Consider the following 23,968-nt stretch of genomic DNA (forward strand, 5'->3'; position numbering starts at 1 on the left):
CTACGGGGCTCGCTTTTTATGAAGGTATAGCTGGCAAAACTTTTTTCTTTTTAAGCTTCTTATCATAAACAACTGTTGTATATACGGAGATGAGCAGTAATGCCATTAATATACCGAAAAGCATCTTCACACCGTATACATCCACGAGTACGCCCCCAAGTAATGGCCCAATCATTCTTCCTCCTGTAGAGACACTGTTAACAATCCCTTGATAGAACCCTTCTCTACCTTTAGGTGCTAAGTCATTAGCAATTGTAGGTACCGCTGGCCATACGAGCATTTCCCCAATGGTTAAAATAATCATTGCTGTGACAAAGCCGGAAAAGGCAACTGCATTTCCTACAACAGCAAAAGAAATAGCAAAAATAAAAATACCAATAATAATTTGTACTTTTAATGATTTTATTCTTTTAACTAGAAGACTAATTAATGGTTGCGCAAGTACAATCATGGCGCCATTTATTGTCCATAGCATACTGTATTGTTTTAAAGAAATCCCAATTTGTTGAGTATATGCCGAGATAGTCGATTGCCATTGCACATAGCCAATACAACATAATAGATAACCGATTAATAAAACGAATAAAGCGTTTAATTTAGGATTACCGCGAAATTTTTGTGCTGTTTTTATTTCATTTGGTTGACTAACAGACTTTACTTCCATTTTTCGATAGCTAGTAATAGCTATCAAGAAAAACAAGATATACATTAGACAATTAGCGATAAAGATATAATTGAAAGAAAATGAAGCTATATACCCTGCCATTGCTGCACCTAATGCTACACCTAGATTTGTCGCTACATACATCGCATTAAACGCTTTTCTGCCGCCCTCTTTCCATACACTTCCTGCCAATGCATACATAGAAGGAAACACGATCCCTGAGCCAAAACCTAAAATCGTCAATAATACAATGTATTCCGGCCATCCGTGTTTAAAGACCATAATAATGAGTGAAGATAACGAAATGACTATGCCTAATAAGATCGAACGATAGCCACCTAATTTATCAAACAGCACACCACCAACTAGATTGCCTATGACTGTTGCTGCTGAATTGATCATTAAAACAATGCCGGCAATCGATAAAGACTTTCCTAATTCTTCATGCATATAAATGGTGTTTAAAGGCCATAAAAAAGAGGAACCTGTTACATTAACAGCCATTCCAATTACTAATAACCACAAAGCTCGAGGCATCATCCATACCCCTTTCAAATTCTATTCATTTCATTCCATTTCGAATTCCAAAATAAATTTTATTCGTTTTTTATGATGGATTCAATACTAATTTTATGACAGATTTAGACATCTATCTAATCTATACATGTAAATGAATAATTACTCTTGAATCTAAGCATAAACGGAAGGAATGGATGAATTTATGTATGAAATATACAGAAATATTTTTAAATTTATCATAACCATACACAAGCAAACTCCACGAGAATTGCTTGTGTACAGATCATTTACTAAATACATATTATTTATTCTGGATGAAATTTAGATTTAACGGGTTGCCCACCTGTTTCCTCATATTTCTTTTTAGATCGTGGGATCACATTGGCACTACCGAATTCTACCTCTTGGTTATTGATACCATTTCTTGTTTTTTGCTCTGGATTGTTTTGTTTTGACTTTTTTCTAACCAATTGTTATTCACCTCTTAATGGGGAGTAATGATCATTTGATTTTGTAACTGCTGTAGCTGTAATCTCATTCGATGAAGTTCTTCCCTCTGCGCATCTGTAGCACTATGAGACATCGTCATCAAATCATTGTAGGCTTGTTCGATATGAGCAAGCGCTTTAGCATAGTCTTGATCGTTATAATGTTCTTGCATTTGCCCATCTTTAAACTGCATGTTAGCAAATTCAATGACTTCTTCACATTGTTGCATTAATTGTTGTACGGAATCACGGGTTGCCATAAAAGCCTTCCCCCTCTTTTTTAATGAAATGTACGAAGCAAATACGCCTCAATGATAGTATTTACCGAGTGTTCGATTTCTACTAATTGAAATGTTATCAATGTGTAATTGAGTTGATGATTTCTTTCATGATAATATTGAATTTGTCACAGTGGTGACTTTAGGAGGGCTGACTTTGGATTTACTGACTCAATTTCCATATACAAATGATCAAAAACGTTATCATACATGGAACTTTCATTTAAAAAAACATTTCGGGCACAAGGTCTTTAAAGTTGCTTTGGATGGAGGCTTCGATTGTCCTAATCGGGATGGTACTGTCGCTCATGGTGGCTGTACATTTTGCAGCGCAGCAGGATCAGGTGATTTTGCCGGTAATCGTGCAGAACCATTAGACGTACAATTTATTAAAATCAAGGATAGTATGCATAAGAAATGGAAAAACGGAAAATACATCGCCTATTTTCAGGCATTCACAAATACCCATGCACCTGTTGAAGTACTAAAAGAAAAGTATGAATTTGTTTTAAAACAAGAAGGGGTTGTTGGCTTATCTATTGCCACAAGGCCTGATTGTTTACCAGATGATGTCATAGATTATTTAGCTGACCTTAATAAAAGAACATACTTATGGGTTGAATTAGGCCTACAAACCGTTCATGAAAAAACAGCCCAATTAATTAATCGTGCACATGATTATGATTGCTATAAAGAAGGAGTAAAGAAACTTCGTCAACATGATATACGTGTCTGTTCTCATATCATTAATGGTTTACCTGAAGAGTCACCTGAAATGATGATGGAAACAGCACAAGAGGTTGCAAAATTAGATGTACAAGGAATTAAAATACACTTATTACATCTATTAAAAGGAACACCGATGGTTAAGCAATATGAAAAGGGAATGGTTTCATTCCTTAGCCGAGATGAATACATTCAGTTAGTTTGTGACCAATTAGAGATTTTACCTAAAGAGATGATTGTTCATCGCATCACTGGCGATGGTCCCATCGACCTTATGATTGGTCCTATGTGGAGTGTGAATAAATGGGATGTGCTAAATGGCATTGATCATGAACTGAAGCAAAGAGATAGCTGGCAAGGTAAATATTATCAACCATTTACCGAGGAGGTGAGCTCTTGAAGCTAGAACGTATTCTACCATTTGCGAGAGAACTACTACAGAAAGCAATTGCACCAGGAGACGTCGTGGTTGATGCTACACTTGGAAATGGACATGACACATTATTTTTAGCTCAGCTCGTTGGCGAACATGGCAGAGTATATGGATTCGATATCCAAGATGAAGCCATACAGTCTACCCAAATAAAACTTGATGAACATGAACTTTCTAATCGTACTGTTCTATTCAATCGTGGTCATGAGCATGTGACTGCTTGCATTCCACCAATCCATTTCGGCCGTATCACTGGCGCTGTTTTTAATCTCGGGTACTTACCTGGTGGAGACAAAACGATTGTCACAAGACCGAGAACAACCATTTCCGCGATTGAACAGTTAATTGATATGATGGCACCTGAAGGCATCATTATTTTGGTGATTTATCACGGCCATCCAGAAGGTGCTGTTGAGCGTGACTATATTTTGCGTTACTTGAAAACCATTGATCAAAATACTGCTCATATTTTGCAATATCAATTCATTAACCAAGCTAACCGTCCACCTTTTATTGTTGCGATTGAGAAAAGGTAAGTTAAGACAAAGAAACACTCCCGAACAGACAAGAACAAATTTGTTCTTGTTTTTTTTATTCTCGTTTACTTTTGTTTGAATCGAATCTGAGTTATCCTAGTCTACTTGTAGCCTTTTCTTAATGGTTGACTAGATGCCGCTTGCGAGTCAGATTTTTCCGAGTTAGAGTATCCTGTTCCTGCTTTTCTCTTGTTTTCTGGATTGATTCCGATTTATTGAGCTAGAAGCCCCTTACTAATGTTCCACGATGATGACAAGTTTTATGGGCTGGAGAACTTTATTCTGCAAATTTTATCGTTAGACATGATTTTAAGCTATTAACCGCGCGATTCATGAACGCACAACCCCCTGCCTACTTTTTAATGCGCGATAGGCACGACCATTAATATAAAAAAAGAGGCTTGAGAATCCACCAGATTTAATCATCTTTCTTGCTAGTTTTTTCATTTGTTGTCCTCTCCCGACTTTTTCATCCGATAAGTATAACCCTAATAATCCTCGATTAATTAAAAGGTGAAATCGTTTATGAGGAAGCTTGTCCGTATGCTCATCTGCACACTTTACAAAATAACGTATGCGCTCAAATAATTCTTTTTCATCTTCATAATAAAAGCAAAAGTTTAAATCTCCTGCTTCCTTATCTTCCTCTTGATCAATGTAATAGTCTAATAAAATGTGCAGACCTTGTATATATGGAAAATACCCATTACGTATAATCTCCCCGTAACTTTCCTTATAGTCCCTTCTCGTTGCATAAGCAACTAAGCAAAAAATACCGAGTGTAGAACCCGAACAAGCAGAAAATTCATACCAGCTCATAGGTGGGATGATATCTTGATGTTCTTTATGCCAACTTTGCAGGCGAGAAACTCTTTCCTCAATTGCCACATGTTTATGTATTTGCAAATCACAATAATAACGACAAAGCTCTGTCAAATAAGTTTTGATCAATGAATAATTTTCCATAGAAGCTAAAACTTTACGGCAAGTCATCACTAATGCTAACAGATAGCCACCATCCTCCTGGTCATCCCGATAACGATAATAATTCACCTTAGGTAACTGCTCATCGATTAACAATGAGTGACGCATCGCTTCATGTATTGCCGTAAAATCTTTAGGGTCCATCGATGTACTTCTATCACATAGATTATCTAAATAATCACTAATGGTTTGATAGGCAACAATAAACGTTATGACTTGACGATAGTCATCAACGGCCAAAAGTGACATGATGGCCCCACCCTCACAATGAAAGGTTTTATCTTTTATGCTAGAAAGTGCTTGTGACTTTAATTCATCATTGGGGATTGATTCCGCCAATTTGCGCCATTTGTTTAACTCCTCATTCACAGCAGGCATCACTTTTTTATATGCATTTGTCATTAAGCTGATCGGCATTGTTGGAACATTCATTACATGGACTCCCTTTACTCTTTACTATACGATATACCCGATAGACCGCAAACTACTCATTACAAAATCCTTTGCGTAATCAAATACATCTTCCCTCTCCGGCTCATTAAAGATTTCATGATAGCATTTTGGCCATTCTTTAAAACGTTTCTCAGTAAACGGAGCTTTATTGAACCATTGTTTAACAGGAACTTTATTAACGATTTTGTCATCCCCACCTTGCATAACCAGTAAAGGAACATCTTGCACCTTTTTTATATCTTCAAATGCCAAATTGATTGTTTGGTGTAGTTCACGAAACCATCGTACAGACACTTTGGTAATATACAGTGTGTCATTTACATCCATTTCTCTTACATCAGCATTCCTTGTTGCCATATCAATAGTTAACCCCGAATTGACTCTCAATGTAGGAGCAATTTTATTTAAAGGATACGACGCAAGCTCGAGTAGCTTTGGTGGATTTTTCATAAGCCCTAAACATGGAGATGAAAGAATGACGCCCGCAAGCTTTAATCTTTCTTCTTGTAACAAGCGTATTGTTATTAAACCACCCATACTATGACCTAAAAGAAAAACAGGTAAATCAAAGGTGTAAGCAGCTTGTATCCAATCCTTTACTTCAATAAGATACTCTTGAAAAGAATCAATATGCCCTCTTCGTGATCTAGTCGTCATTCCTTGACCCGGAAGGTCACCCATAACAACGTGAAATCCTGATACTCTCCACATTTCTATTAACCAACCATACCTGCCGTGATGTTCCATTGCCCCATGAACCATCACAATCACACCTTTTGCCTCACCCTCAGCTTCCCATTTCCACATCGTCTGATCCTCCTAAAAACAATTCTGTTTCGTTCAAGTTTGTTACCCTTTATTATATCCTACCTTTTAAAAATCTTCACGATTTCTCATGATTTCTCCATGATATAATATTAAAAAAGAACAGAATGGCTAGAAAACAGTCATTTTAAATTGACTAAGGTAAAAAGGAGCTATGATAACAATGATTTATCCTTTTCATGACAAACAACCCAAAATTGCTGATGATGTATTTATTGCTGATTATACAACTATTACGGGTGATGTAGAAATTGGCGAAGAATCAAGCGTTTGGTTCAATACAGTCATCCGCGGTGATGTTGCACCCACTTATATTGGAAAAAGAGTGAATATACAAGACAATTCAGTTCTTCACCAAAGCCCTAATAACCCACTCATCCTGGAAGATGAAGTAACAATTGGACACCAAGTTATCTTACATAGTTGTAAAATAAGAAAAAAAGCATTAATTGGCATGGGTTCTATCGTCTTAGATGGAGCAGAAATTGGTGAAGGTGCATTTATCGGAGCAGGTAGTCTTGTTCCTCAAGGTAAAATCATCCCTCCAAACACTTTAGCATTTGGTCGTCCAGCAAAAGTAGTGCGTGAATTAAATGACGATGATAAAAAGGATATGGAACGGATTATACGAGAATATGCTGAGAAAGGGCAGTATTACAAAGCACTAAAAAAAGAAAGGCAATAACTTCTGATAAATTCTGCTCAATCGCCGATAATAAGTGGAAGACATTATTTAGGTGGTGTAATTGTTGAAATTTATTATTGGAATGGCATTAATTTTGTTAGTTTATTTATTTATTAAACTGCTAAAAAATGGTGCTAAACAACTGCTTATCCTTCTTCTTATTTTAATCTTCCTTCTTCCTTCTCCGAAAGCAACAACGGAACACGCTGATGCTGCCCTTTTCCGAGAGAACAAATGGGCGGAAGGAACAAACAATGAAGAATTTATCGTAAAAATAAAACAACAAGTATTATTAGACATTCCGGTCATATCACAATTTCCAGAACTCCCTCGCGGATGTGAGGTTACAAGCCTTGCGATGTTACTCAACCACGCAGGCGTAACTGTGGATAAAATGACTTTAGCTAAAGAAATTAGGAAAAACCCTGCAACCTTTGAAAAAAAAGATGGCAAGATTTATTATGGTCACCCCAATGACGGTTTTATTGGCGATATGTACTCTTTTAACAATCGAGGTCTCGGTGTTTACCATACGCCTATTAAAGAGCTGGCAGAAAACTATTTACCAGAGAAGATTCATGATTTTACTGGTGATGACTTTTCGTCAATCAAAACACATCTCTCTAATGAGAAGCCTGTCTGGGTGATCATTAATACGAAATACAATGAACTGCCTGATGCTTATTTTCAGACATGGCACACACCAAGCGGCGTAATTGACATTACGTATAAAGAACATTCCGTTTTAGTGACTGGATACGATGAACAATATATATACTTTAATGACCCCTTCTCTAATATAAAAAATAAGAAAGCACCTATCAAAGAGTTCCAGGCCGGTTGGGAACAAATGGGCAGGCAGGCAATTACTTATTTAAATTAGTAAAGTACAGTTAAGACATTTAGAATTTTTTTACTTTAACAACAAGAAAACCCGAACTCAGTTCGGGTTTTCATTCTTTTTCACAGTTGTTGACTTAAAGGTGTGCTGTTGTTTCTGAAATAAATTGCTTTTCAAAATCATATTTCTTTTCAATAAACACATCATGCCACACAATAAACATAAGTACCGTCCAGATTTTCCTACTATAATCTGCTTTTCCTTGTGCATGCATTTCAAGTAAGTTTACTACATACTCTTTATTAATTAAATAATCTGTATGACTTTCTTTAATTAACGTTTTCGCCCAATCATACATCTCATCTTTTAACCAATGACGGATAGGGACCGGGAAGCCTAACTTTTTACGATTCAACACATGTTCTGGCACAATACCTTCCGCTGCCTTACGAAGGATATATTTCGTTGTTTGATGAGACGTTTTTAAATGAGTTGGGATGGTTGAAGCCACATTAAAGACCTCTTTATCAAGGAATGGTACCCTCAATTCTAATGAATGTGCCATCGTCATTTTATCTGCTTTTAAAAGAATATCTCCGCGCATCCAAGTATGAATATCAATATACTGCATTTGATTAACCGCATCATAGGCTGCACTTTCAGCATATAATGGACGGGTAATATCTTTAAAATCATTCTTCTCATTATAAACCTGCAATAATTCTCTTTTTTCATGTTCTAAGAACATTTTCGCATTGCCAATGTAGCGTTCTTCCATTGGCGTCGTTCCTCGTTCAATAAAGCTCTTACCCCTCATCCCCTCTGGCATGATTCGAGAAAGGGTACGCAATAACTTTCTTCCTGCCGAAGGCATTTTACTAAAAATCTCCAAGTCCTGTGGTTCACGATATATATTATATCCACCAAACAATTCATCAGCACCTTCGCCTGATAATACCACCGTTACATGTTTTCTTGCTTCCCTTGCGACAAAGTAAAGTGGAACGCAAGCAGGGTCCGCTAATGGATCATCCGTGTGCCACATAATTTTTGGAACTTCTTGCATATATTCTTCTGGAGAGATGATATAGCTTATATTTTCAACACCTAGTTTTTCAGCTGTTTCTTTAGCCACATCCACTTCACTAAAACCATCTCTTTCAAAACCTACTGAAAACGTTTTAATATTAGGGTGAAACTGTTTTGCTATGGATGCAATAATAGAAGAATCAATCCCGCCGGATAAAAACGAACCTACGGGTACATCACTGCGCATATGCATTTTAACTGAGTCAGTTAAAACATCTTGAATCTCTTTAATAAACTGAGATTCTTCTTTTTGTACAGGTTGGAAATGTGCTTTCCAATAACGCTGGATATGCATAGATCCACCGATTTTCTTCTTGAAATAATGACCTGGCTCAAGTTTCTTTATACCCACCGACATTGTCATCGGTTCAGGTACAAATTGATAAGTCATATAATACTGCAAAGCATCATAATTAATGACATCGTTTTTTAATGCCAACAGAATACTTTTCTTTTCAGAGGCAAAATAAGTGGTTTCACCATCTTCAAAATAATAGAATGGTTTGATTCCAAAAGGATCTCTCGCTCCAAAAACTTCTTGCTTTTCTTTATCCCAAATAACGAAGGAAAACATACCTCTCAGCTTTTCTGCCGCCTTCTCCTTGTAATAACTGTACAAAGCAATAATCACTTCAGTATCCGAATTAGTTTCAAAAGTTAGTCCTTTATTGATTAATTCCTCACGTAGTTCAACATAGTTATAAACTTCTCCATTAAAAATAATCCAGTATTTACCATTGTCATAAGTCAGTGGTTGATGACCACTTTCAATGTCTATAATACTTAATCGACGGAAGCCAAATTGGATATGGTCTGCACGATAATATCCTGAATCATCTGGTCCACGATGAGTAATAATGTTATTCATATTCTCAAATTGCTTATCTGCTTCTTGTACTTTTTGTGCTTGATCATGTATACAACCAATAAAACCACACATTATGTACGTCACCTACTTTTTATTTCATCTAGTTTGTATTTTTTCCCATACCTTGTATAGACGATAAGTTATTTTAAAAAGTTTCACCTTTCGAAAAAAAAATGGAATGATTTATGCTAGGCAGTATGTTCATGTTTACTTCTTCATATACTTAAGGATGTTTATTCTTTACCCTCAATTTAAGACGAAAAGATGACAATTATTTTAATTTTATATGAAATCGTTTCCTTAAGGGTTTTTGTCCATTATTAGGGGGCTTAAAATATTATATTTATTTGCTACTGTAATATCTAAAAAAACGACTTTTACTCTTCTATCTTTGGCTATTCCACTTCTTGATGTACGAGCTAATCGCTTTGGCTCAATTGTACGTTTATTAAAATTTAACGATAGCCCCTTTTCCACATAAAAAAACTGTAGAAAACTCATTAAAGGAGTTTTCTACAGCCATAATTTTCTAATTTATTTTAAAGCTTCCTTACGCAATTCTTCCGCTTTATCTGTGCGCTCCCAAGGTAAATCAATATCTGTACGACCAAAATGTCCATAAGCGGCTGTTTGCTTGTAAATCGGACGGCGTAAATCAAGCATTTTGATAATGCCAGCAGGACGGAGGTCAAAATTGTTTCTAACAACTTCAACTAAAACATCCTCAGATACTACTCCAGTTCCAAATGTATCAATACTGATGGATACCGGCTGAGCAACACCAATTGCATATGCTAATTGTACTTCCGCTTTGTCAGCTAGTCCAGCAGCAACGATATTCTTTGCCACATAGCGAGCTGCGTAAGCAGCTGAACGGTCAACTTTCGTTGCATCCTTACCAGAGAATGCACCACCACCGTGACGTGCATAACCGCCGTATGTGTCAACGATAATTTTTCTACCAGTTAAGCCAGCATCACCTTGAGGTCCACCAATAACGAAGCGACCTGTTGGGTTGATGAAGTATTTTGTGTTTTCATCAATTAATTCAGTAGGAACAACTGGGTTAATTACATGCTCTTTTAAATTGCGTTGAATTTGCTCTAAACTAATTTCTGGATGGTGCTGCGTAGAGATAACAATTGTATCAATACGTACAGGTTTGTTGTTTTCATCATATTCTACTGTTACTTGTGTTTTACCATCTGGGCGAAGGTAAGGTAAGATTTCCTCTTTTCTTACTTCAGCTAAACGGCGAGAAAGTTTATGAGCTAATGAAATAGGTAATGGCATAAGCTCTTTTGTTTCATTACATGCAAAGCCAAACATTAAACCTTGATCTCCAGCACCAATGGCTTCAATTTCTGCATCAGTCATCTGTCCTTCACGCGCTTCTAATGCTTGGTCTACACCCATAGCAATATCAGCTGACTGTTCATCAATAGAAGTTAATACAGCACATGTTTCAGAGTCAAAGCCATATTTTGCACGTGTATAACCAATTTCCTTAATGGTTTCACGAACGATTTTTGGAATATCTACATATGTGGATGTAGTGATTTCTCCTGCAACCAATACAAGACCTGTAGTAACAGACGTTTCCGCAGCAACCCTCGCATTTGGGTCCTGTGATAAAATAGCATCTAATATTGCATCAGATATTTGGTCACTGATCTTATCCGGATGACCTTCAGTTACTGATTCAGAAGTAAACAATCTACGTTTTGTTGACATCTGACTTCCTCCTTATTTATCGAATCAATAAGACTTTATTATAGTCTTTATTTTTGATACGGAACTCATTCCCTTATTTGAATCTTCATTATTTATGGGCCAATGTTTATCTCATACCCTTAATAACCTATGCGCTAACTTGGAATATTGAGAATAAAATGGTTGGTCTTTTTCCCATACATAAATAGTACATTCCAAAAGCCGCTCCTCGTATTCGCCAACATCATGTTAAAAAGCATGAAAAAAAACCTCTTCTCTGATTTAGTGAAAAGGTTGAAGCAAAATGATTCGCGCCTTTCACTCTTATCGTTCAAGGATAGTGAGTAATAAATCCTTGCATCAGGTTAGCACCTTTGCTCATGAAAATGTAGTTGGCAGGTTGCTGGGTTTCATAGGGCCTGTCCCTCCACCAGCTCGGGATAAGAGAGTATCCGTTCAAGGATTCATCATAACTTACACATGGAATATAGTCAAATGTTTTTCATTAACAATTCAATGTAAAAATTGTCATATCCGACTCTATAAACTTTAGTTTTGATAACGGATAATTTTAGTTAAGATCATACCGTTCTTTTTCCTTAATATATATAAAAATTACATTAAATTTGCTGATTATCCTTTTTAAATTTGCAAAAGCTATTTATAATGAATACTGCCTGTATTTGTGACAATTTCATTAATTATATAAAAATGATTTATATAGTATAGACTGAATGAATAAATGTGTTATACTATTTTTGAAGAAATAATCACAAATAGCGACTGAGATGCATATCTCTTAAATAATATTATATAAAGGAAGGTATTCATCAGATGAATTCTGTATCGATAACTGAGTTAAATGATTTACTAAAAGGCGAAAACATCCAAGTTCAATTATCTGTGCCGCAACTAGTTGAAAAAGTATTAAACAGAAACGAAGGTGTTCTTACATCTACCGGTGCAATTCGCGCGACAACAGGTAAGTATACAGGTCGTTCACCTAAAGACAAATATACTGTTGAAGAAGCAAGCTCTAAAGATAAAATTGACTGGGGAAGTGTGAACCAACCAATTTCTGAAGCAGTCTTCAATAACTTATACAACAAGGTGATTGCTTTCTTAAAAGAGAAAGAAGAAGTTTTCGTATTCAAAGGATTTGCTGGTGCGGATAAAAAACACCGTATGCCAATCCAAGTAATTAATGAATATGCTTGGCATAACCTTTTTGCACACCAATTGTTTATTCGTCCTACAGAAGAAGATTTATTAGATCACGAATCTGAATTTACAGTTATTTCAGCACCTAATTTCAAAGCAGACCCAGCAGTTGACGGTACAGCTTCAGAAACTTTTATCATCGTTTCATTCGAACGCCGTATTGTACTTATTGGTGGTACTGAGTATGCTGGTGAGATGAAAAAATCTATTTTCTCTGTTATGAACTACATGCTTCCTGAAAATGGAATTCTCCCTATGCACTGTTCAGCCAATGTTGGCCGCGAAGGTGATGTTGCTTTATTCTTTGGCCTTTCCGGAACTGGTAAAACAACATTATCAGCTGATCCCAACCGTCGTTTAATCGGTGATGATGAGCATGGCTGGTCTCCAAATGGAGTATTCAACATTGAAGGTGGCTGCTATGCGAAGTGTATCGACCTTACACGTGAAAAAGAACCACAAATTTTCGATGCCATCCGTTTTGGCGCTGTACTTGAGAATGTTGTATTAGACAAAGAAACACGCGTAGCAGATTATGCGGACAATACGCTAACGGAAAACACGCGTGCGGCTTACCAATTACAAGCAATTGACAATATTGTTGACCCGAGTATTGCAGGTCACCCGAATACTATTATCTTCTTAACAGCTGATGCTTCTGGTGTATTACCTCCAATCTCTAAATTGAATAAAGAACAAGCAATGTATCACTTCCTAAGTGGATACACTTCTAAGCTGGCTGGTACTGAGCGTGGTATTACTTCACCACAAGCGACTTTCTCCACTTGTTTTGGATCACCATTCTTACCATTACCAGCTCAACAGTATGCAGAAATGCTTGGTAAAAAAATTGACGAGCATAACGCGAAAGTATTCCTAGTAAACACTGGTTGGACTGGTGGAGAATATGGTGTAGGAAGCCGTATGAAGCTTGCTTATACACGAGCAATGGTTGAAGCTGCTCTAGAAGGCGAACTAAATTCTGTTGAGACAGTAACTGACCAAGTATTCGGTTTAGAAATTCCTCAACATGTAACTGGTGTTCCAGATGAAGTACTATTGCCTAACAAAACTTGGCCAGACCAAGATGCATATAATGTAAAAGCAAAAGAACTTGCTAATGAATTCCGTGAAAACTTCAAGAAATTCGGTAATATCTCTAGTGAAATCGCTGAAAAAGGCGGTCCTATCGCTTAATTAAAAAAACCTTCGAGCATCCGACTCGAAGGTTTTTTGTTTCAATAATTTCACTTCACTCATCACTCACTGTTTATTTTTGAGGGTCAAAATACCGGTTCAACCGGCTTCGATTTCTAATAAGTGCGATTAACTTAAGTCAATCGATTAGCTAATCTCACCAAGTTGCAATCGACGGCTTGTTTCATATAGCCACCACTCACTATCTTTCCTATGTATCCAATATTCGCCCTTTATGAGTCTACAAATTAGCTGCTAACTTAAGAAACGATGATCTTTTGTTGATGGACACCGATAAATAAATACTTATATTCATGCAAAGTTTCAATAGACATTTGTATACAAAATAAGCCCAACACTGCAAAAGCAGTCGGGCCAATTTTTAATTTGTAGTTTTTAGCGAAATCAGTTGATAAAAGATTTTCGTACAATCATTTTCCATTTCTAACTTTTGGATGCTTCCCATTCCACTGATTTCACCGTCTCTTGTTTTCTTTACTTCAAGTGGAATATTTAGTGGGTAGAGGCGGTATCCTTCTTTTGTTAATGTAAAAAGGTTTTCATTTAGCCTCTCTTCTCTTCCTTTCGTAACGATCATTGTATTTAATTCTAAAGGCATACCCATAATTGTTTTGCTCCTTGTTCATCGAGTTTTATATTACTATTGTATCTTACAATCTCTATACAATAAAGCTTATTGTTCTTTCATCCACCGCCCAAGATCACGGACAATTTGTCTATTAATAGCTGGCGGAAAATAATGCGTATATTCTTTGAAATACCATGTATCTACAGGTTTACCTAACTCTTTTAATCGCTTCTCTAAGCGGAAGGCATGCTCGACAGAAACATTATGATCTAAGACACCATGAATAATTAATACATTTGCTTGCAGTTGATTAAGTTCATATAATGGTGTGCGATATTCATATCTTTCTGGGTATTTATGAGGCGTTCCACCGATGACTCGTTTCATCATTTTACGCAAGTCCACTCTTTCTTCATATGTGAGGAACATATCGCTAACACCACCCCACGTAACAACTGAAGCCGCTTTAGGCATATGTAAGGCTGTTAATAACGCCATTACACCTCCTCTAGAAAACCCAAAGACATGTACCCTTTTAACCCGAGGGTGTTCTGCTAAAAGTTGAAAAGCTGAAAAAGCGTCATAACGATCATCACCTGCAAAATCTTCATTTCCCTCCCCTCCTTGATTGCCCTGATAAAAAGGCGCAAATACAATGAAACCTTGGAGGGCAAACTGTACAATCCGACTAGGGCGCACTTTACCGACGTTCTTAATCCCACCTCTTAAATATAGAAAACCTTCTGATACGTTTTTATTTTCTGGTTCAGCTAATAGACCTTTGATTTTTAGATCATTAGATAAGTATGTAATGATTGATAATTTCACTTGAGGATGCGGAGATGGAAACCGCCATTTATCGATTATCAATGCTTTTCCCTCCTTTACATATAGTAAAAATTTCACATGGGCAATCACACAAATTTGTCACCCTCATAAGATAGTTTAGATGCAAAAATCTAAGAAACATTGAATGAGGAGGTTCTCAAATGAAAAAATGGCTTAAATGGAGCTTCATGCTTCTCTGTATTTCTGTTCTACTCATTCCTCTTGCAGCTTGTGGAAAAGAGGATGTGACAAAAATACGTATCGGTGAGGTCACAAGATCTCTTTTTTATGCTCCCCAATATGTTGCAATTGAAAAAGGTTTTTTTAAAGAGGAAGGTTTGGATGTTACGTTAACCACCACTGCCGGCGGCGATAAAACGATGACTGCGCTATTATCCGATAGTATTGATATTGCTCTTGTTGGCTCTGAAACATCCATTTATGTTCAGGCGCAAGGAGCAAATGATCCTGTCATAAATTTTGCCCAACTGACGCAAACAGATGGCACCTTCCTTGTTGCAAGGGAAGATATCCAAGATTTCACTTGGGATATGGTAAAGAAGAGTACCTTCCTCGGGCAAAGAAAAGGTGGCATGCCGCAAATGGCTGGTGAGTATACGTTAAAAAAACATGATATTGATCCACATGCTGACTTAGAGCTAATTCAAAATATTGATTTTGCCAATATCGCTCCTGCCTTTTCATCTGGTACTGGTGAGTTTGTACAATTATTCGAACCGACTGCGAGTGTGTTTGAAAAAGAAGGCATTGGACATATCGTCGCTTCCTTCGGTGAAGAATCTGGCCATCTTCCTTATACAGCATATATGACAAAGGATAGCTTCATCAATGGTAACGAAGAAACAGTAGAGAAATTTACACGTGCCATCTATAAAGCGCAACAATGGGTAGATGAACATTCAGCAGAAGAAACAGCTAAAATCATTACAAAATACTTTGATAATACAGATTTAGAAATTTTAACCATGTCAATTGATCGTTATAAAAGTCAAGGGTCCTTTGCGACCGATCCTATTTTAGAAAAAGAAGAATGGGAGAACTTGCAAAATATTATGGATGAAGCAGGTGAACTGCCTGCTCGAGTGGATTATGAAACTCTTGTCAACACATCCATTGCTGAGAAAGTGATTAAAGAATAGTACTATGTGGAGCGGATAGAATGATTCTGTTCGCTCAACCATCCAGAAAAAAAAAGAGGAGACTGCAAGATGACATTCTTAAAAGTGCAAGATATTCATCATACTTACTTTACGAAATCAAATGCAGTGACGGCTCTCTCTAATATCTCACTTCAAGTGAATGAAGGAGAATTCATTTCATTTTTAGGACCGAGCGGATGTGGCAAAACAACCTTGTTATCTATCATTGCTGGTCTTTTCCAACCAACGGAGGGCCGTGTAGAATTAGAAGGAAAACAAGTAGCTACATTGAAAAGTGAAATTGGATATATGTTGCAACAAGATTATCTATTCCCTTGGAAAACCATTGAGGAAAATATTCTTTTGGGTCTAAAGATCAATCATCACTTAGATGAAGAAAGAAAAGCTTATGCAAAAGATTTATTATTACAAATGGGCTTATCAGATGTCGAGTCATTGTATCCAAAACAATTATCAGGCGGCATGCGACAAAGGGTAGCACTTGTAAGGACGCTGGCAACCGAACCTAAACTTCTCATGTTAGATGAACCATTTTCCGCTCTCGATTATCAAACAAAATTGCATTTAGAAAATCTTGTATCTGACACATTAAAATCATTTGGAAAAACAGCTATTCTTGTGACACATGATATCGGCGAAGCAATTGCGATGAGCGATCGCATCTATTTATTCGCACCAAGCCCTGGTAAGATTCATAAAGTATTTGAAATACCTGAAGAATTAAGAGAATGCTCTCCATTCGATACAAGAAACCACCCAATGAATGCAGAAATTTTTCAAACGATTTGGAAGGAGATGGAGTCCCTTGGATCACAAGAGTCACACAAAAGCACTCCATAATGCGTATATCCGCTCCCTTAAGAAAGAAAAGTATTGGGTACGATTTTATCAACTCGTTATTTTTCTTATTTTCTTCTCAGGCTGGGAGATTGCCAGTAGAAACAAGTGGATTGATCCTCTCATTTTCAGTTCACCTTCAAAAGTATGGGAGCTCTTTTTAATTAAAGTTCAAGATGGTACGCTGTTTTTTGATTTAGGTTTTACTTTATCAGAAACCATACTCGGTTTTATTTTAGGGACATTATTGGGAACGATATTGGCGGCGATTCTATGGTGGTCACCGTTTCTCTCTAAGATTCTAGATCCTTATCTCGTCATTTTAAACAGTATGCCGAAAGTGGCTTTAGGACCGATTTTAATTGTCGCTCTTGGACCTAGCTTCACGTCGATTGTAGCAATGGGAACGATTATTTCCGTTATTATCACAACCATCGTCGTTTATACATCTTTTAGAGAGGTAGATCCAAATTATATAAAAGTGCTTCAAACCTTTGGTGGAACCCGCTTCCAAATATTTAAGGAAGCCATTCTTCCGTCATCCTTTCCTGTAATTATTTCCACACTTAAAGTCAATGTCGGCTTATCTTGGGTCGGGGTGATCGTCGGGGAGTTTCTCGTCGCCTCTAAAGGATTAGGTTATATGATTATTTACGGATTCCAAGTATTTAACTTTACTTTAGTTATGCTCTCTCTGCTTGTCATAGCTGTATTAGCTACCATTATGTATCAAGCAGTAGAATTTTTAGAGAAGAAATTAATAAAAAACAACTAAGGGCTTGCATGAGCGTGCAGCCCTTTATTTCAAGCGATTTTGTAGATAAGCTACACTTCTCTCTACTACACGATCTTTCATTATAAAACTATAATTGGGTTGATGAATCTCCCTCATGAGCTGATTAATCGCTACCCATTTTGGACCATCCGTTTCGAAATAATGGTCTACTTTTTGTAAATAATCAACCTCTGCAAACATGATAGCCTTTATAAAGGAACGATGTTTTTCCATTACTTGATATGTACCAATATGTTCAATAGAAGACAAGACTGCTCCGGTTTCTTCCTTTACTTCTCTCTTTGCAGCTGTATATATATCTTCTCCTTCCTCCGCCTTTCCACCTGGAAACTCCCACCCTCTTTCTTTATGGTTCGTTAATAACCAGTCATCGCCTTTTTTACATAACACCAACACATGACGCGGCTCCATTTCAAATCCTTCTTCATTAAATGAGAGTGCTACACGATTCCCGTTTTGATCGATAAAATATTCCATTTAATCTCCCACTTTACATATACTTATTGGTATATTTTACTTGGAAAGAAACGTAACGTACAGGAAAAGGTGAAAACACCGTCAATATTTATAACGGTGTTTAGAGCACAGTTTTATTGTTGTTCAGGGGGAAGAATCCCCATATTGACAATATGATTTTTAGCTTCTTCATCGCCTAATCGATAAATGGCGCTATATATTTGCGTCAAACCATCATCATACTTATCATTTTGCCTGTCGAAATGATACTGTAAATAAGGAACATGAGCCCGGAAAAAACCTTCCCATTCTGTTGAGTAATTTTGATCAAACAACTCTCTCAATTCGATAATTTCATCATCAGTTGCCTCTATTTTAAAATTCCATGATGAGGAAGTAGAACTTTGTGAGATTTCACCATCATTCACCGTAATATAATAAGTTTTCTTCTGATCCACACTTTCAGCCCCTTTCTTCTTATTATTTGTTTCCCTCATTATGAATGAATTTATACGAAAAATGAGCAAAACCATGAACTTAACATATACTAAACGTAAAATAAGATGAAAATGGGCAGGTGCAAATAATGAAAATTATTGATGAACTGTACGACTATTATCGTAATAAGCTTACAGGTGACGAAGAAGATATTGATATGCTTACGTTTGCTTTCTTAGAGGAAATGTCCCGAGAAGATATCCTTACATTAATTGAAGAACTGGATAACCAAGAACTATATAATTTAATGGGGCTTTATGTTATTGAATCCCTTAAAGGAAAATTTGCAGAAAGTGATTTTACAAAGCCTCAAAATTATCATTGAGTCTACATAGGCTTCTGATAAAAAAGTGGCATGTTACAGAAAGTGGTGGATTGGGGAAATAAGGATAAACTTGGTGGCATGTTTAAAAGTGAAGCTGAATATTCACCCATTTAACTTGCTATATTTGCCAAATTAATTAGTGGCATGTTAGAAGCATCTTGGTCTTCTCTCACTTGATATTGATTCAAATAAATGATGGAATTACGACTCATCAGGATGGGGATGCAGAGTTGAGTCGGGCAGATGATGGAATCGCTACTCATCTGGACGGCGAAACAAAGTTTAGTCGGGCAACTGCTTGTATCGCTACTCATCTCAACGGAGATCCACAGTTTAGTCGGGCATTTGCCCGAATCCCTACTCATCTCGACGAAAATCTACAGTTTAGTCGGGCATTTCAACGAATCGCTACTTATCTCGACGGTGAAACAAAGATTAGTCGGGCAACTACTCATATCCCTACTCATCTCAACGGTGAAACAAAGTTTAGTCGGGCAACTACTCATATCCCTACTCATCTCGACGGAAAAACAAAGTTTAGTCGGGCAACTACTCATATCCCTACTCATCTCGACGGAAAAACAAAGTTTAGTCGGGCAACTACTCATATCCCTATTCATCTCGACGGTGAAACAAAGATTAGTAGGGCAACTACTCATATCCCTACTCATCTCGACGGAAAAACAAAGTTTAGTCGGGCAACTACTCATATCCCTACTCATCTCAACGGAAAAACAAAGATTAGCCGGGCAACTACTCATATCCCTACTCATCTCGACGGAAAAACAAAGTTTAGTCGGGCAACTACTCATACCCCTACTCATCTCGACAGAAATCCACAGTTTAGTCGGATCAATGCTGGAGTTCTAAGTTCTTTACACTTTCTTGTGTTCGTATTCCAGTTTAACAACTATTCTCGGCTCTTTTCAGCCCACTAAAGTTCGCAATTTCAGATTTCCTTTTCATTCGGCTCTTTTCATATTCCACATTCTTTCATATCGTCTCTTCCTGCACATTTTATATTTCCCAAAATTAAAAAAGACCTCTTAAAAGAGATCTTTTTCCGCTTATCCTAAAAATGCTTTAAGCATCCAGTTATGTTTTTTCACACTCTGTTTAACTGCAATCAGCATATCACCAGTGGCTTCATCTTTCGCTTCATCAGCTAGTTCAATACCTTCTTGTAGTTCATCTAACATTTTATCGAAGTCACTCCATACAGATTGTACCATGTCTCTTGCGTCTTCTTTACCTGTTGCTTCTTCAATAGAAGCCGTATCCAAGCAATCCTTCATTGTTGCTACAGGATTTCCACCTAAAGCAAGTATTCTTTCCGCTAATTCGTCAATATGGTCATTAGCTTCGTTATATAGTTCTTCAAATTTTTCATGCAATACGAAGAAGTTGCTTCCTTTAACATACCAATGGTAGTTATGTAACTTCACATACATTACAGTCCAGTTTGCTACTTGTTTGTTTACTGATTGGATTAATTTTTCGCTCATATTTATCAACCTCCACTTATAAGATACCCGCTTATCCAATTTTCAAACACATAACTATCGGATAAGGAAAGATATTTTAGTTCAGATTAAAAGAGAGAAATGGTAAAATAGCTTTTGTAAAGGGGGAGACTATTTATGACTTATATTATTGTCATTATGATATCAATTATTATTGTCTTTACAATCCTTATTTTAAGTGTAATGACAACATCCAAAGCTTACACATTCAAACATACCGTAGATCCTCTACCGAAACCTCTTTCAGAAGAGGATAAGGCACCCAATCAAGAGGACAAGGATATAAAGTAACACTAATACTTTTTGAGAGGAATCTGCACTTCTATGGATATTTACTCCATATTTATTGGACTCATTTACCTTTTAAATATGATTCTTGCCATTGTCGTTATTTTTCTTGAACGAAAAGACGCCGCATCCACATGGGCGTGGTTACTAGTTTTGTTCTTTATCCCGCTACTCGGGTTTGCCATTTACTTATTATTCGGACAAAACTTCTCCAAAAAGAAGAAAATGTTTCAATGGGAAGATCGTAAGAAAATAGGCATTGATGAAATGCTCAAAATGCAAATATCAGCGCTTCATAATCGCAGTTTGCCTGCAGAGAATGAGCAAGTTCAAAATCATTATGACCTCATTCATATGCAATTAGTAAATAATGATGCTGTACTTACGCAAGATAATGCTATACAAATGTATACAGATGGCAAAGACAAGTTCGATGCCCTATTTAAAGATATAGAAGGCGCTACTGACCATATCCATCTGCAATACTATATCTTAAGAAGGGATGCATTAAGCAAAAGGCTAATCACACTTCTGAATAAAAAAGCCCGTGAAGGTGTGAAGGTCCGCATTTTATATGATGATTTAGGATCAAGAAGTTTAACCAAACGGTTTTTTAAGAGCTTACGTGAGGCTGGTGGAGAGGTTGAGGCGTTCTTTCCTTCTAAATTCCACTTTATTAATTTACGGTTAAATTATCGTAATCATCGCAAGCTAGTAATTATTGATGGCAAAATTGGCTATGTTGGTGGCTTTAATGTTGGAGATGAATACTTAGGTTTAAATAAGAAATTCGGTTATTGGCGAGATACACATTTAAGGATAGAAGGAAGCGCAGTTTATGCGATACAAACACGCTTTATACTTGACTGGAATCAAGCTTCACATCGTCATGATATTCACTATTTACCGGAGTATTATCCCCCTATCACTACAAAGGGACGTATCCCTATGCAAATTGTAGCAAGTGGACCAGATAACGAACTCGAACAAATCAAACTTGGTTATATAAAAATGATTATGTCCGCAAAAGAAACCATCCTTATTCAAACTCCTTATTTTATACCTGATGCTAGTGTTGTTGATGCGCTTAGGATAGCTGTTTTGTCAGGTGTGAATGTAAAAATTATGATTCCTAACAAACCTGACCATATGTTTGTTTATTGGGCTACCTATTCGTACATTGGCGAATTATTAAAACTTGGAGCAAAAGTGCTAATTTATGATAATGGTTTTATTCATGCGAAAACAATCGTAATTGATGATGAAATTGCATCTGTTGGGACAGCCAACATCGATGTTCGAAGCTTTAGGCTCAACTTTGAGGTCAATGCCTTTATTTATGACCGCAAGATAGCTGAGGAAGTAGCAGCTAGCTTCTATAATGATGTAAGAGTATCACGTAACCTTACATTAGATGATTACAATAACCGTTCCTTTTATATTAAGTTCAAGGAATCTATATCGCGCCTACTATCACCGATTCTGTGAGTCGGTGGTTTTTTGTATAGATTTATGGTGATCTATAACATAAAATAGGAATATATGGATAAAAAAGGAGTCTTGTTGATGAAGATAAAGTTTTGGACTATTTTCCTCATTACCTTTGCCATCGAAACAGGTATCACTTATTTTCTCTCTTCTCAGTTTTCTGTGCCCTTTATTGAAGTCATATTCTTTACGGGCATTGTATTTCTTATCACAAGCATTTACTTTTCTGGAGGGCTCCCTTACATCAAGGAGCAACAAGATGCTAAAACTCGTGCAGAAACGGGCTTTACACCATTTGTAGAACCACCAACTATATTTAGACGAGGACCATTCTTTTTCGCTTCCCTCACTTTTTTTCTTATCGGACTTATATTTTTCATCTTGCTGTTAACTGAAATTATTCCTCCAGTATCTCTATAAAATATAGATTAATTTTCAATAGAAAAAATGAGTTTTTTCATAGAATTTTTTTAAGAATAAGCTATGTTAAATAACTCTATTGATATCTGAATAAAAAGAACTCTTGTTCTATAATGAACGTAAAATAAGACGAGAGCGAGTTGTTTAGAATGGCATTGAAGGACATCATGCTAGAAATCCAAAAGTTTAGTACAGCAGACCAATACCGCCGGAAAGAGTTCATTGTTACATCCTTAGCTTCCTATACCGCTAGTGAGACTAAATATAAAGAGGTTTCAGAGCGGAAGCATAAAGACGGATTCACTTGTTCTCATTGCGATTCCAATAACGCATTTCGGTTCGGAAAATACAACGTGAAAATGGGTACTCGCACAATTGTACGCCAACGATACCGCTGCAAGGTTGTGCTAAGATATTTACTAACCTAACGAATACTCCTCTTCACGGTACTCACCATCCTCACAAATGGTTGGAGTTCGTTCAGTGTATGATAGAGGATTACTCACTTCGGAAATCGTCAGAACTCTTAGGGGTTCACTATGTAACTTTGTTCTATAGACACAAGCTCCTTTCAGCTATTAAACAAATGATTTTGACAGATTTGAAAGTATCGTGGAGATGGATGAGACTTATTTTCTGTACTCAGAAAAAGGGAAACGCAAAATTGATGGTCGAAATGCACGTAAACGAGGTGGTTCGTCTTCACAACGAGATATTAGTAAAGAACAAGTTTGTGTATTGGTTGCAAGAGCACGTCAGAAGGCAACGTATTCGAAGGTCGTTGGTCAGGGTCGAATTGTAAAACCCCGACTGGAAGAGGCAATTGGCACTATACTGTCTCCTGCAAATGTTCTATGTACCTATGCTTGGCGGGTATTTATGACTTACGCAAAAGAAAAAGACGTTTGAGCACTATAGGTTTAAATCTGATGGAAAAGAACGTGTCCGAGGCGTTTATCATATCGAAAATGTGAATAGTTATCATAGTCGTTTGAAGGGCTGGATAAATCGGTTTAATGGCGTGGCAACGCAATAACTCGACCATTATTGGAGTTGGTTTCAATTTCTAGACCAAATTAAACATCGAAATGACGACACGACGGTTAGCAAGATAATTGTTGAAAGTTGTCTGTTTTTAACGGATGCTGCCTATGATAAAATTAGTTTATCAGAATTTTCCAAATGGGTAACGAAGCGTATTTAGTTATAGGACATATTA

The 23,968-nt window shown here is 36.8% G+C and carries 25 protein-coding genes, 1 pseudogene and 1 riboswitch; of the genes and pseudogenes, 14 read left to right on the forward strand and 12 right to left on the reverse strand.

The window, feature by feature from the left end:
• Positions 1–16: 16 nt before the first annotated feature.
• The 3 genes from MKY26_RS12255 to MKY26_RS12265 all read right to left on the reverse strand — a co-directional run bounded on the left by MKY26_RS12255 (position 17) and on the right by MKY26_RS12265 (position 1,931).
• The gene (locus tag MKY26_RS12255) at positions 17–1,201 is read right to left on the reverse strand and encodes an MDR family MFS transporter (protein WP_341098690.1); all 1,185 of its coding nucleotides are present in this window, start codon (positions 1,199–1,201) and stop codon (positions 17–19) included.
• 287 nt (positions 1,202–1,488) lie between these two features.
• A complete protein-coding gene (locus MKY26_RS12260) occupies positions 1,489–1,653 on the reverse strand; it encodes a glycogen biosynthesis protein GlgD (RefSeq protein ID WP_095372173.1) in 165 nt (54 codons plus the stop codon).
• A 14-nt stretch (positions 1,654–1,667) separates the two neighbouring features.
• Positions 1,668–1,931, reverse strand: a complete 264-nt coding sequence (locus tag MKY26_RS12265) for a YtzC family protein (RefSeq protein WP_095372172.1) — start codon at positions 1,929–1,931, stop codon at positions 1,668–1,670.
• 175 nt (positions 1,932–2,106) lie between these two features.
• Between MKY26_RS12265 and MKY26_RS12270 the strand changes: the two genes are divergently transcribed.
• Together MKY26_RS12270 and MKY26_RS12275 are read left to right on the forward strand one after the other, a co-directional pair.
• Entirely contained in the window at positions 2,107–3,075 is a 969-nt protein-coding gene (locus MKY26_RS12270; RefSeq protein ID WP_095372171.1) for a TIGR01212 family radical SAM protein, read from the forward strand.
• Positions 3,072–3,644 carry a class I SAM-dependent methyltransferase gene (locus tag MKY26_RS12275; protein WP_095372170.1) on the forward strand — a complete coding sequence of 191 codons (573 nt, stop codon included), beginning with the start codon at positions 3,072–3,074 and terminating at the stop codon, positions 3,642–3,644. Before MKY26_RS12270 ends, MKY26_RS12275 begins: the two co-directional genes overlap by 4 nt.
• Before the next feature lie 330 nt (positions 3,645–3,974).
• Here MKY26_RS12275 and MKY26_RS12280 read toward each other — a convergent pair whose 3' ends face one another.
• Both MKY26_RS12280 and MKY26_RS12285 read right to left on the reverse strand, forming a co-directional pair.
• A complete protein-coding gene (locus tag MKY26_RS12280) occupies positions 3,975–5,060 on the reverse strand; it encodes a tetraprenyl-beta-curcumene synthase family protein (protein ID WP_307316662.1) in 1,086 nt (361 codons plus the stop codon).
• A 24-nt stretch (positions 5,061–5,084) separates the two neighbouring features.
• Positions 5,085–5,888, reverse strand: coding sequence for an alpha/beta hydrolase (locus MKY26_RS12285; RefSeq protein ID WP_095372168.1), 804 nt, complete (start codon positions 5,886–5,888; stop codon positions 5,085–5,087).
• A 181-nt stretch (positions 5,889–6,069) separates the two neighbouring features.
• On the opposite strand from MKY26_RS12285, the gene MKY26_RS12290 reads away from it, so the two are divergent.
• Together MKY26_RS12290 and MKY26_RS12295 are read left to right on the forward strand one after the other, a co-directional pair.
• Positions 6,070–6,591, forward strand: coding sequence for a gamma carbonic anhydrase (locus MKY26_RS12290; protein ID WP_095372167.1), 522 nt, complete (start codon positions 6,070–6,072; stop codon positions 6,589–6,591).
• 64 nt (positions 6,592–6,655) lie between these two features.
• Positions 6,656–7,474: a C39 family peptidase gene (locus MKY26_RS12295; RefSeq protein WP_233435206.1), complete on the forward strand. Its 819-nt coding sequence runs from the start codon at positions 6,656–6,658 to the stop codon at positions 7,472–7,474.
• Positions 7,475–7,568: 94 nt separating this feature from the next.
• Here MKY26_RS12295 and asnB read toward each other — a convergent pair whose 3' ends face one another.
• Together asnB and metK are read right to left on the reverse strand one after the other, a co-directional pair.
• On the reverse strand, positions 7,569–9,461 hold the full coding sequence (asnB, locus tag MKY26_RS12300; RefSeq protein ID WP_341097728.1) for an asparagine synthase (glutamine-hydrolyzing): 1,893 nt from the start codon (positions 9,459–9,461) through the stop codon (positions 7,569–7,571).
• 462 nt (positions 9,462–9,923) lie between these two features.
• Entirely contained in the window at positions 9,924–11,123 is a 1,200-nt protein-coding gene (metK, locus tag MKY26_RS12305) for a methionine adenosyltransferase (RefSeq protein WP_095372165.1), read from the reverse strand.
• Between the two features lie 300 nt (positions 11,124–11,423).
• Positions 11,424–11,549: riboswitch (SAM riboswitch) on the reverse strand.
• A gap of 387 nt (positions 11,550–11,936) precedes the next feature.
• On the opposite strand from metK, the gene pckA reads away from it, so the two are divergent.
• Positions 11,937–13,520: a phosphoenolpyruvate carboxykinase (ATP) gene (pckA, locus tag MKY26_RS12310; RefSeq protein WP_095372164.1), complete on the forward strand. Its 1,584-nt coding sequence runs from the start codon at positions 11,937–11,939 to the stop codon at positions 13,518–13,520.
• A gap of 382 nt (positions 13,521–13,902) precedes the next feature.
• Here the strand turns inward: pckA and MKY26_RS12315 are convergent, their stop codons facing one another.
• On the reverse strand, positions 13,903–14,145 hold the full coding sequence (locus MKY26_RS12315; protein ID WP_095372163.1) for a DUF2584 domain-containing protein: 243 nt from the start codon (positions 14,143–14,145) through the stop codon (positions 13,903–13,905).
• Between the two features lie 69 nt (positions 14,146–14,214).
• Complete coding sequence (locus MKY26_RS12320) at positions 14,215–14,979, reverse strand: alpha/beta hydrolase family protein (protein ID WP_095373622.1); 765 nt, start codon at positions 14,977–14,979, stop codon at positions 14,215–14,217.
• Between the two features lie 119 nt (positions 14,980–15,098).
• Here MKY26_RS12320 and MKY26_RS12325 point away from each other — a divergent pair, with 119 nt between their 5' ends.
• The 3 genes from MKY26_RS12325 (at position 15,099) to MKY26_RS12335 (ending at position 17,730) form a co-directional block, all read left to right on the forward strand.
• Entirely contained in the window at positions 15,099–16,097 is a 999-nt protein-coding gene (locus MKY26_RS12325) for an ABC transporter substrate-binding protein (protein WP_328198827.1), read from the forward strand.
• Between the two features lie 69 nt (positions 16,098–16,166).
• Positions 16,167–16,958 (forward strand): ABC transporter ATP-binding protein, encoded by a 792-nt coding sequence (locus tag MKY26_RS12330; protein ID WP_095372161.1) that lies wholly within the window; start codon positions 16,167–16,169, stop codon positions 16,956–16,958.
• Entirely contained in the window at positions 16,924–17,730 is an 807-nt protein-coding gene (locus MKY26_RS12335; protein WP_224938834.1) for an ABC transporter permease, read from the forward strand. Before MKY26_RS12330 ends, MKY26_RS12335 begins: the two co-directional genes overlap by 35 nt.
• A 24-nt stretch (positions 17,731–17,754) precedes the next feature.
• On the opposite strand, the gene ytkD is transcribed toward MKY26_RS12335, so the two are convergent.
• Positions 17,755–18,228 carry an RNA deprotection pyrophosphohydrolase gene (gene ytkD, locus MKY26_RS12340; protein ID WP_095372159.1) on the reverse strand — a complete coding sequence of 158 codons (474 nt, stop codon included), beginning with the start codon at positions 18,226–18,228 and terminating at the stop codon, positions 17,755–17,757.
• 113 nt (positions 18,229–18,341) lie between these two features.
• Positions 18,342–18,704 carry a hydrolase gene (locus tag MKY26_RS12345; RefSeq protein ID WP_095373621.1) on the reverse strand — a complete coding sequence of 121 codons (363 nt, stop codon included), beginning with the start codon at positions 18,702–18,704 and terminating at the stop codon, positions 18,342–18,344.
• Positions 18,705–18,793: 89 nt separating this feature from the next.
• Here MKY26_RS12345 and MKY26_RS12350 point away from each other — a divergent pair, with 89 nt between their 5' ends.
• Both MKY26_RS12350 and MKY26_RS12355 read left to right on the forward strand, forming a co-directional pair.
• A complete protein-coding gene (locus tag MKY26_RS12350; RefSeq protein WP_095372158.1) occupies positions 18,794–19,030 on the forward strand; it encodes a DUF6154 family protein in 237 nt (78 codons plus the stop codon).
• Positions 19,031–19,203: 173 nt separating this feature from the next.
• Positions 19,204–19,968 (forward strand): hypothetical protein, encoded by a 765-nt coding sequence (locus MKY26_RS12355; RefSeq protein WP_341097745.1) that lies wholly within the window; start codon positions 19,204–19,206, stop codon positions 19,966–19,968.
• Positions 19,969–20,097: 129 nt separating this feature from the next.
• On the opposite strand, the gene MKY26_RS12360 is transcribed toward MKY26_RS12355, so the two are convergent.
• Complete coding sequence (locus MKY26_RS12360; RefSeq protein WP_095372157.1) at positions 20,098–20,535, reverse strand: Dps family protein; 438 nt, start codon at positions 20,533–20,535, stop codon at positions 20,098–20,100.
• A 135-nt stretch (positions 20,536–20,670) separates the two neighbouring features.
• Here MKY26_RS12360 and ytzI point away from each other — a divergent pair, with 135 nt between their 5' ends.
• From ytzI to MKY26_RS12380, 4 genes and pseudogenes are all read left to right on the forward strand, one after another.
• Entirely contained in the window at positions 20,671–20,844 is a 174-nt protein-coding gene (gene ytzI, locus MKY26_RS12365; RefSeq protein ID WP_095372156.1) for a YtzI protein, read from the forward strand.
• A 33-nt stretch (positions 20,845–20,877) separates the two neighbouring features.
• Complete coding sequence (gene cls / locus MKY26_RS12370) at positions 20,878–22,329, forward strand: cardiolipin synthase (RefSeq protein WP_095372155.1); 1,452 nt, start codon at positions 20,878–20,880, stop codon at positions 22,327–22,329.
• A 78-nt stretch (positions 22,330–22,407) separates the two neighbouring features.
• On the forward strand, positions 22,408–22,749 hold the full coding sequence (locus tag MKY26_RS12375) for a hypothetical protein (protein WP_341097752.1): 342 nt from the start codon (positions 22,408–22,410) through the stop codon (positions 22,747–22,749).
• A 149-nt stretch (positions 22,750–22,898) separates the two neighbouring features.
• A pseudogene (locus MKY26_RS12380) lies at positions 22,899–23,953 on the forward strand (IS1595 family transposase).
• Positions 23,954–23,968 lie beyond the last annotated feature (15 nt).

It is taken from the genome of Cytobacillus sp. FSL R7-0680 (assembly GCF_038009245.1).
Classification (GTDB): domain Bacteria; phylum Bacillota; class Bacilli; order Bacillales; family Cytobacillaceae; genus Cytobacillus; species Cytobacillus kochii.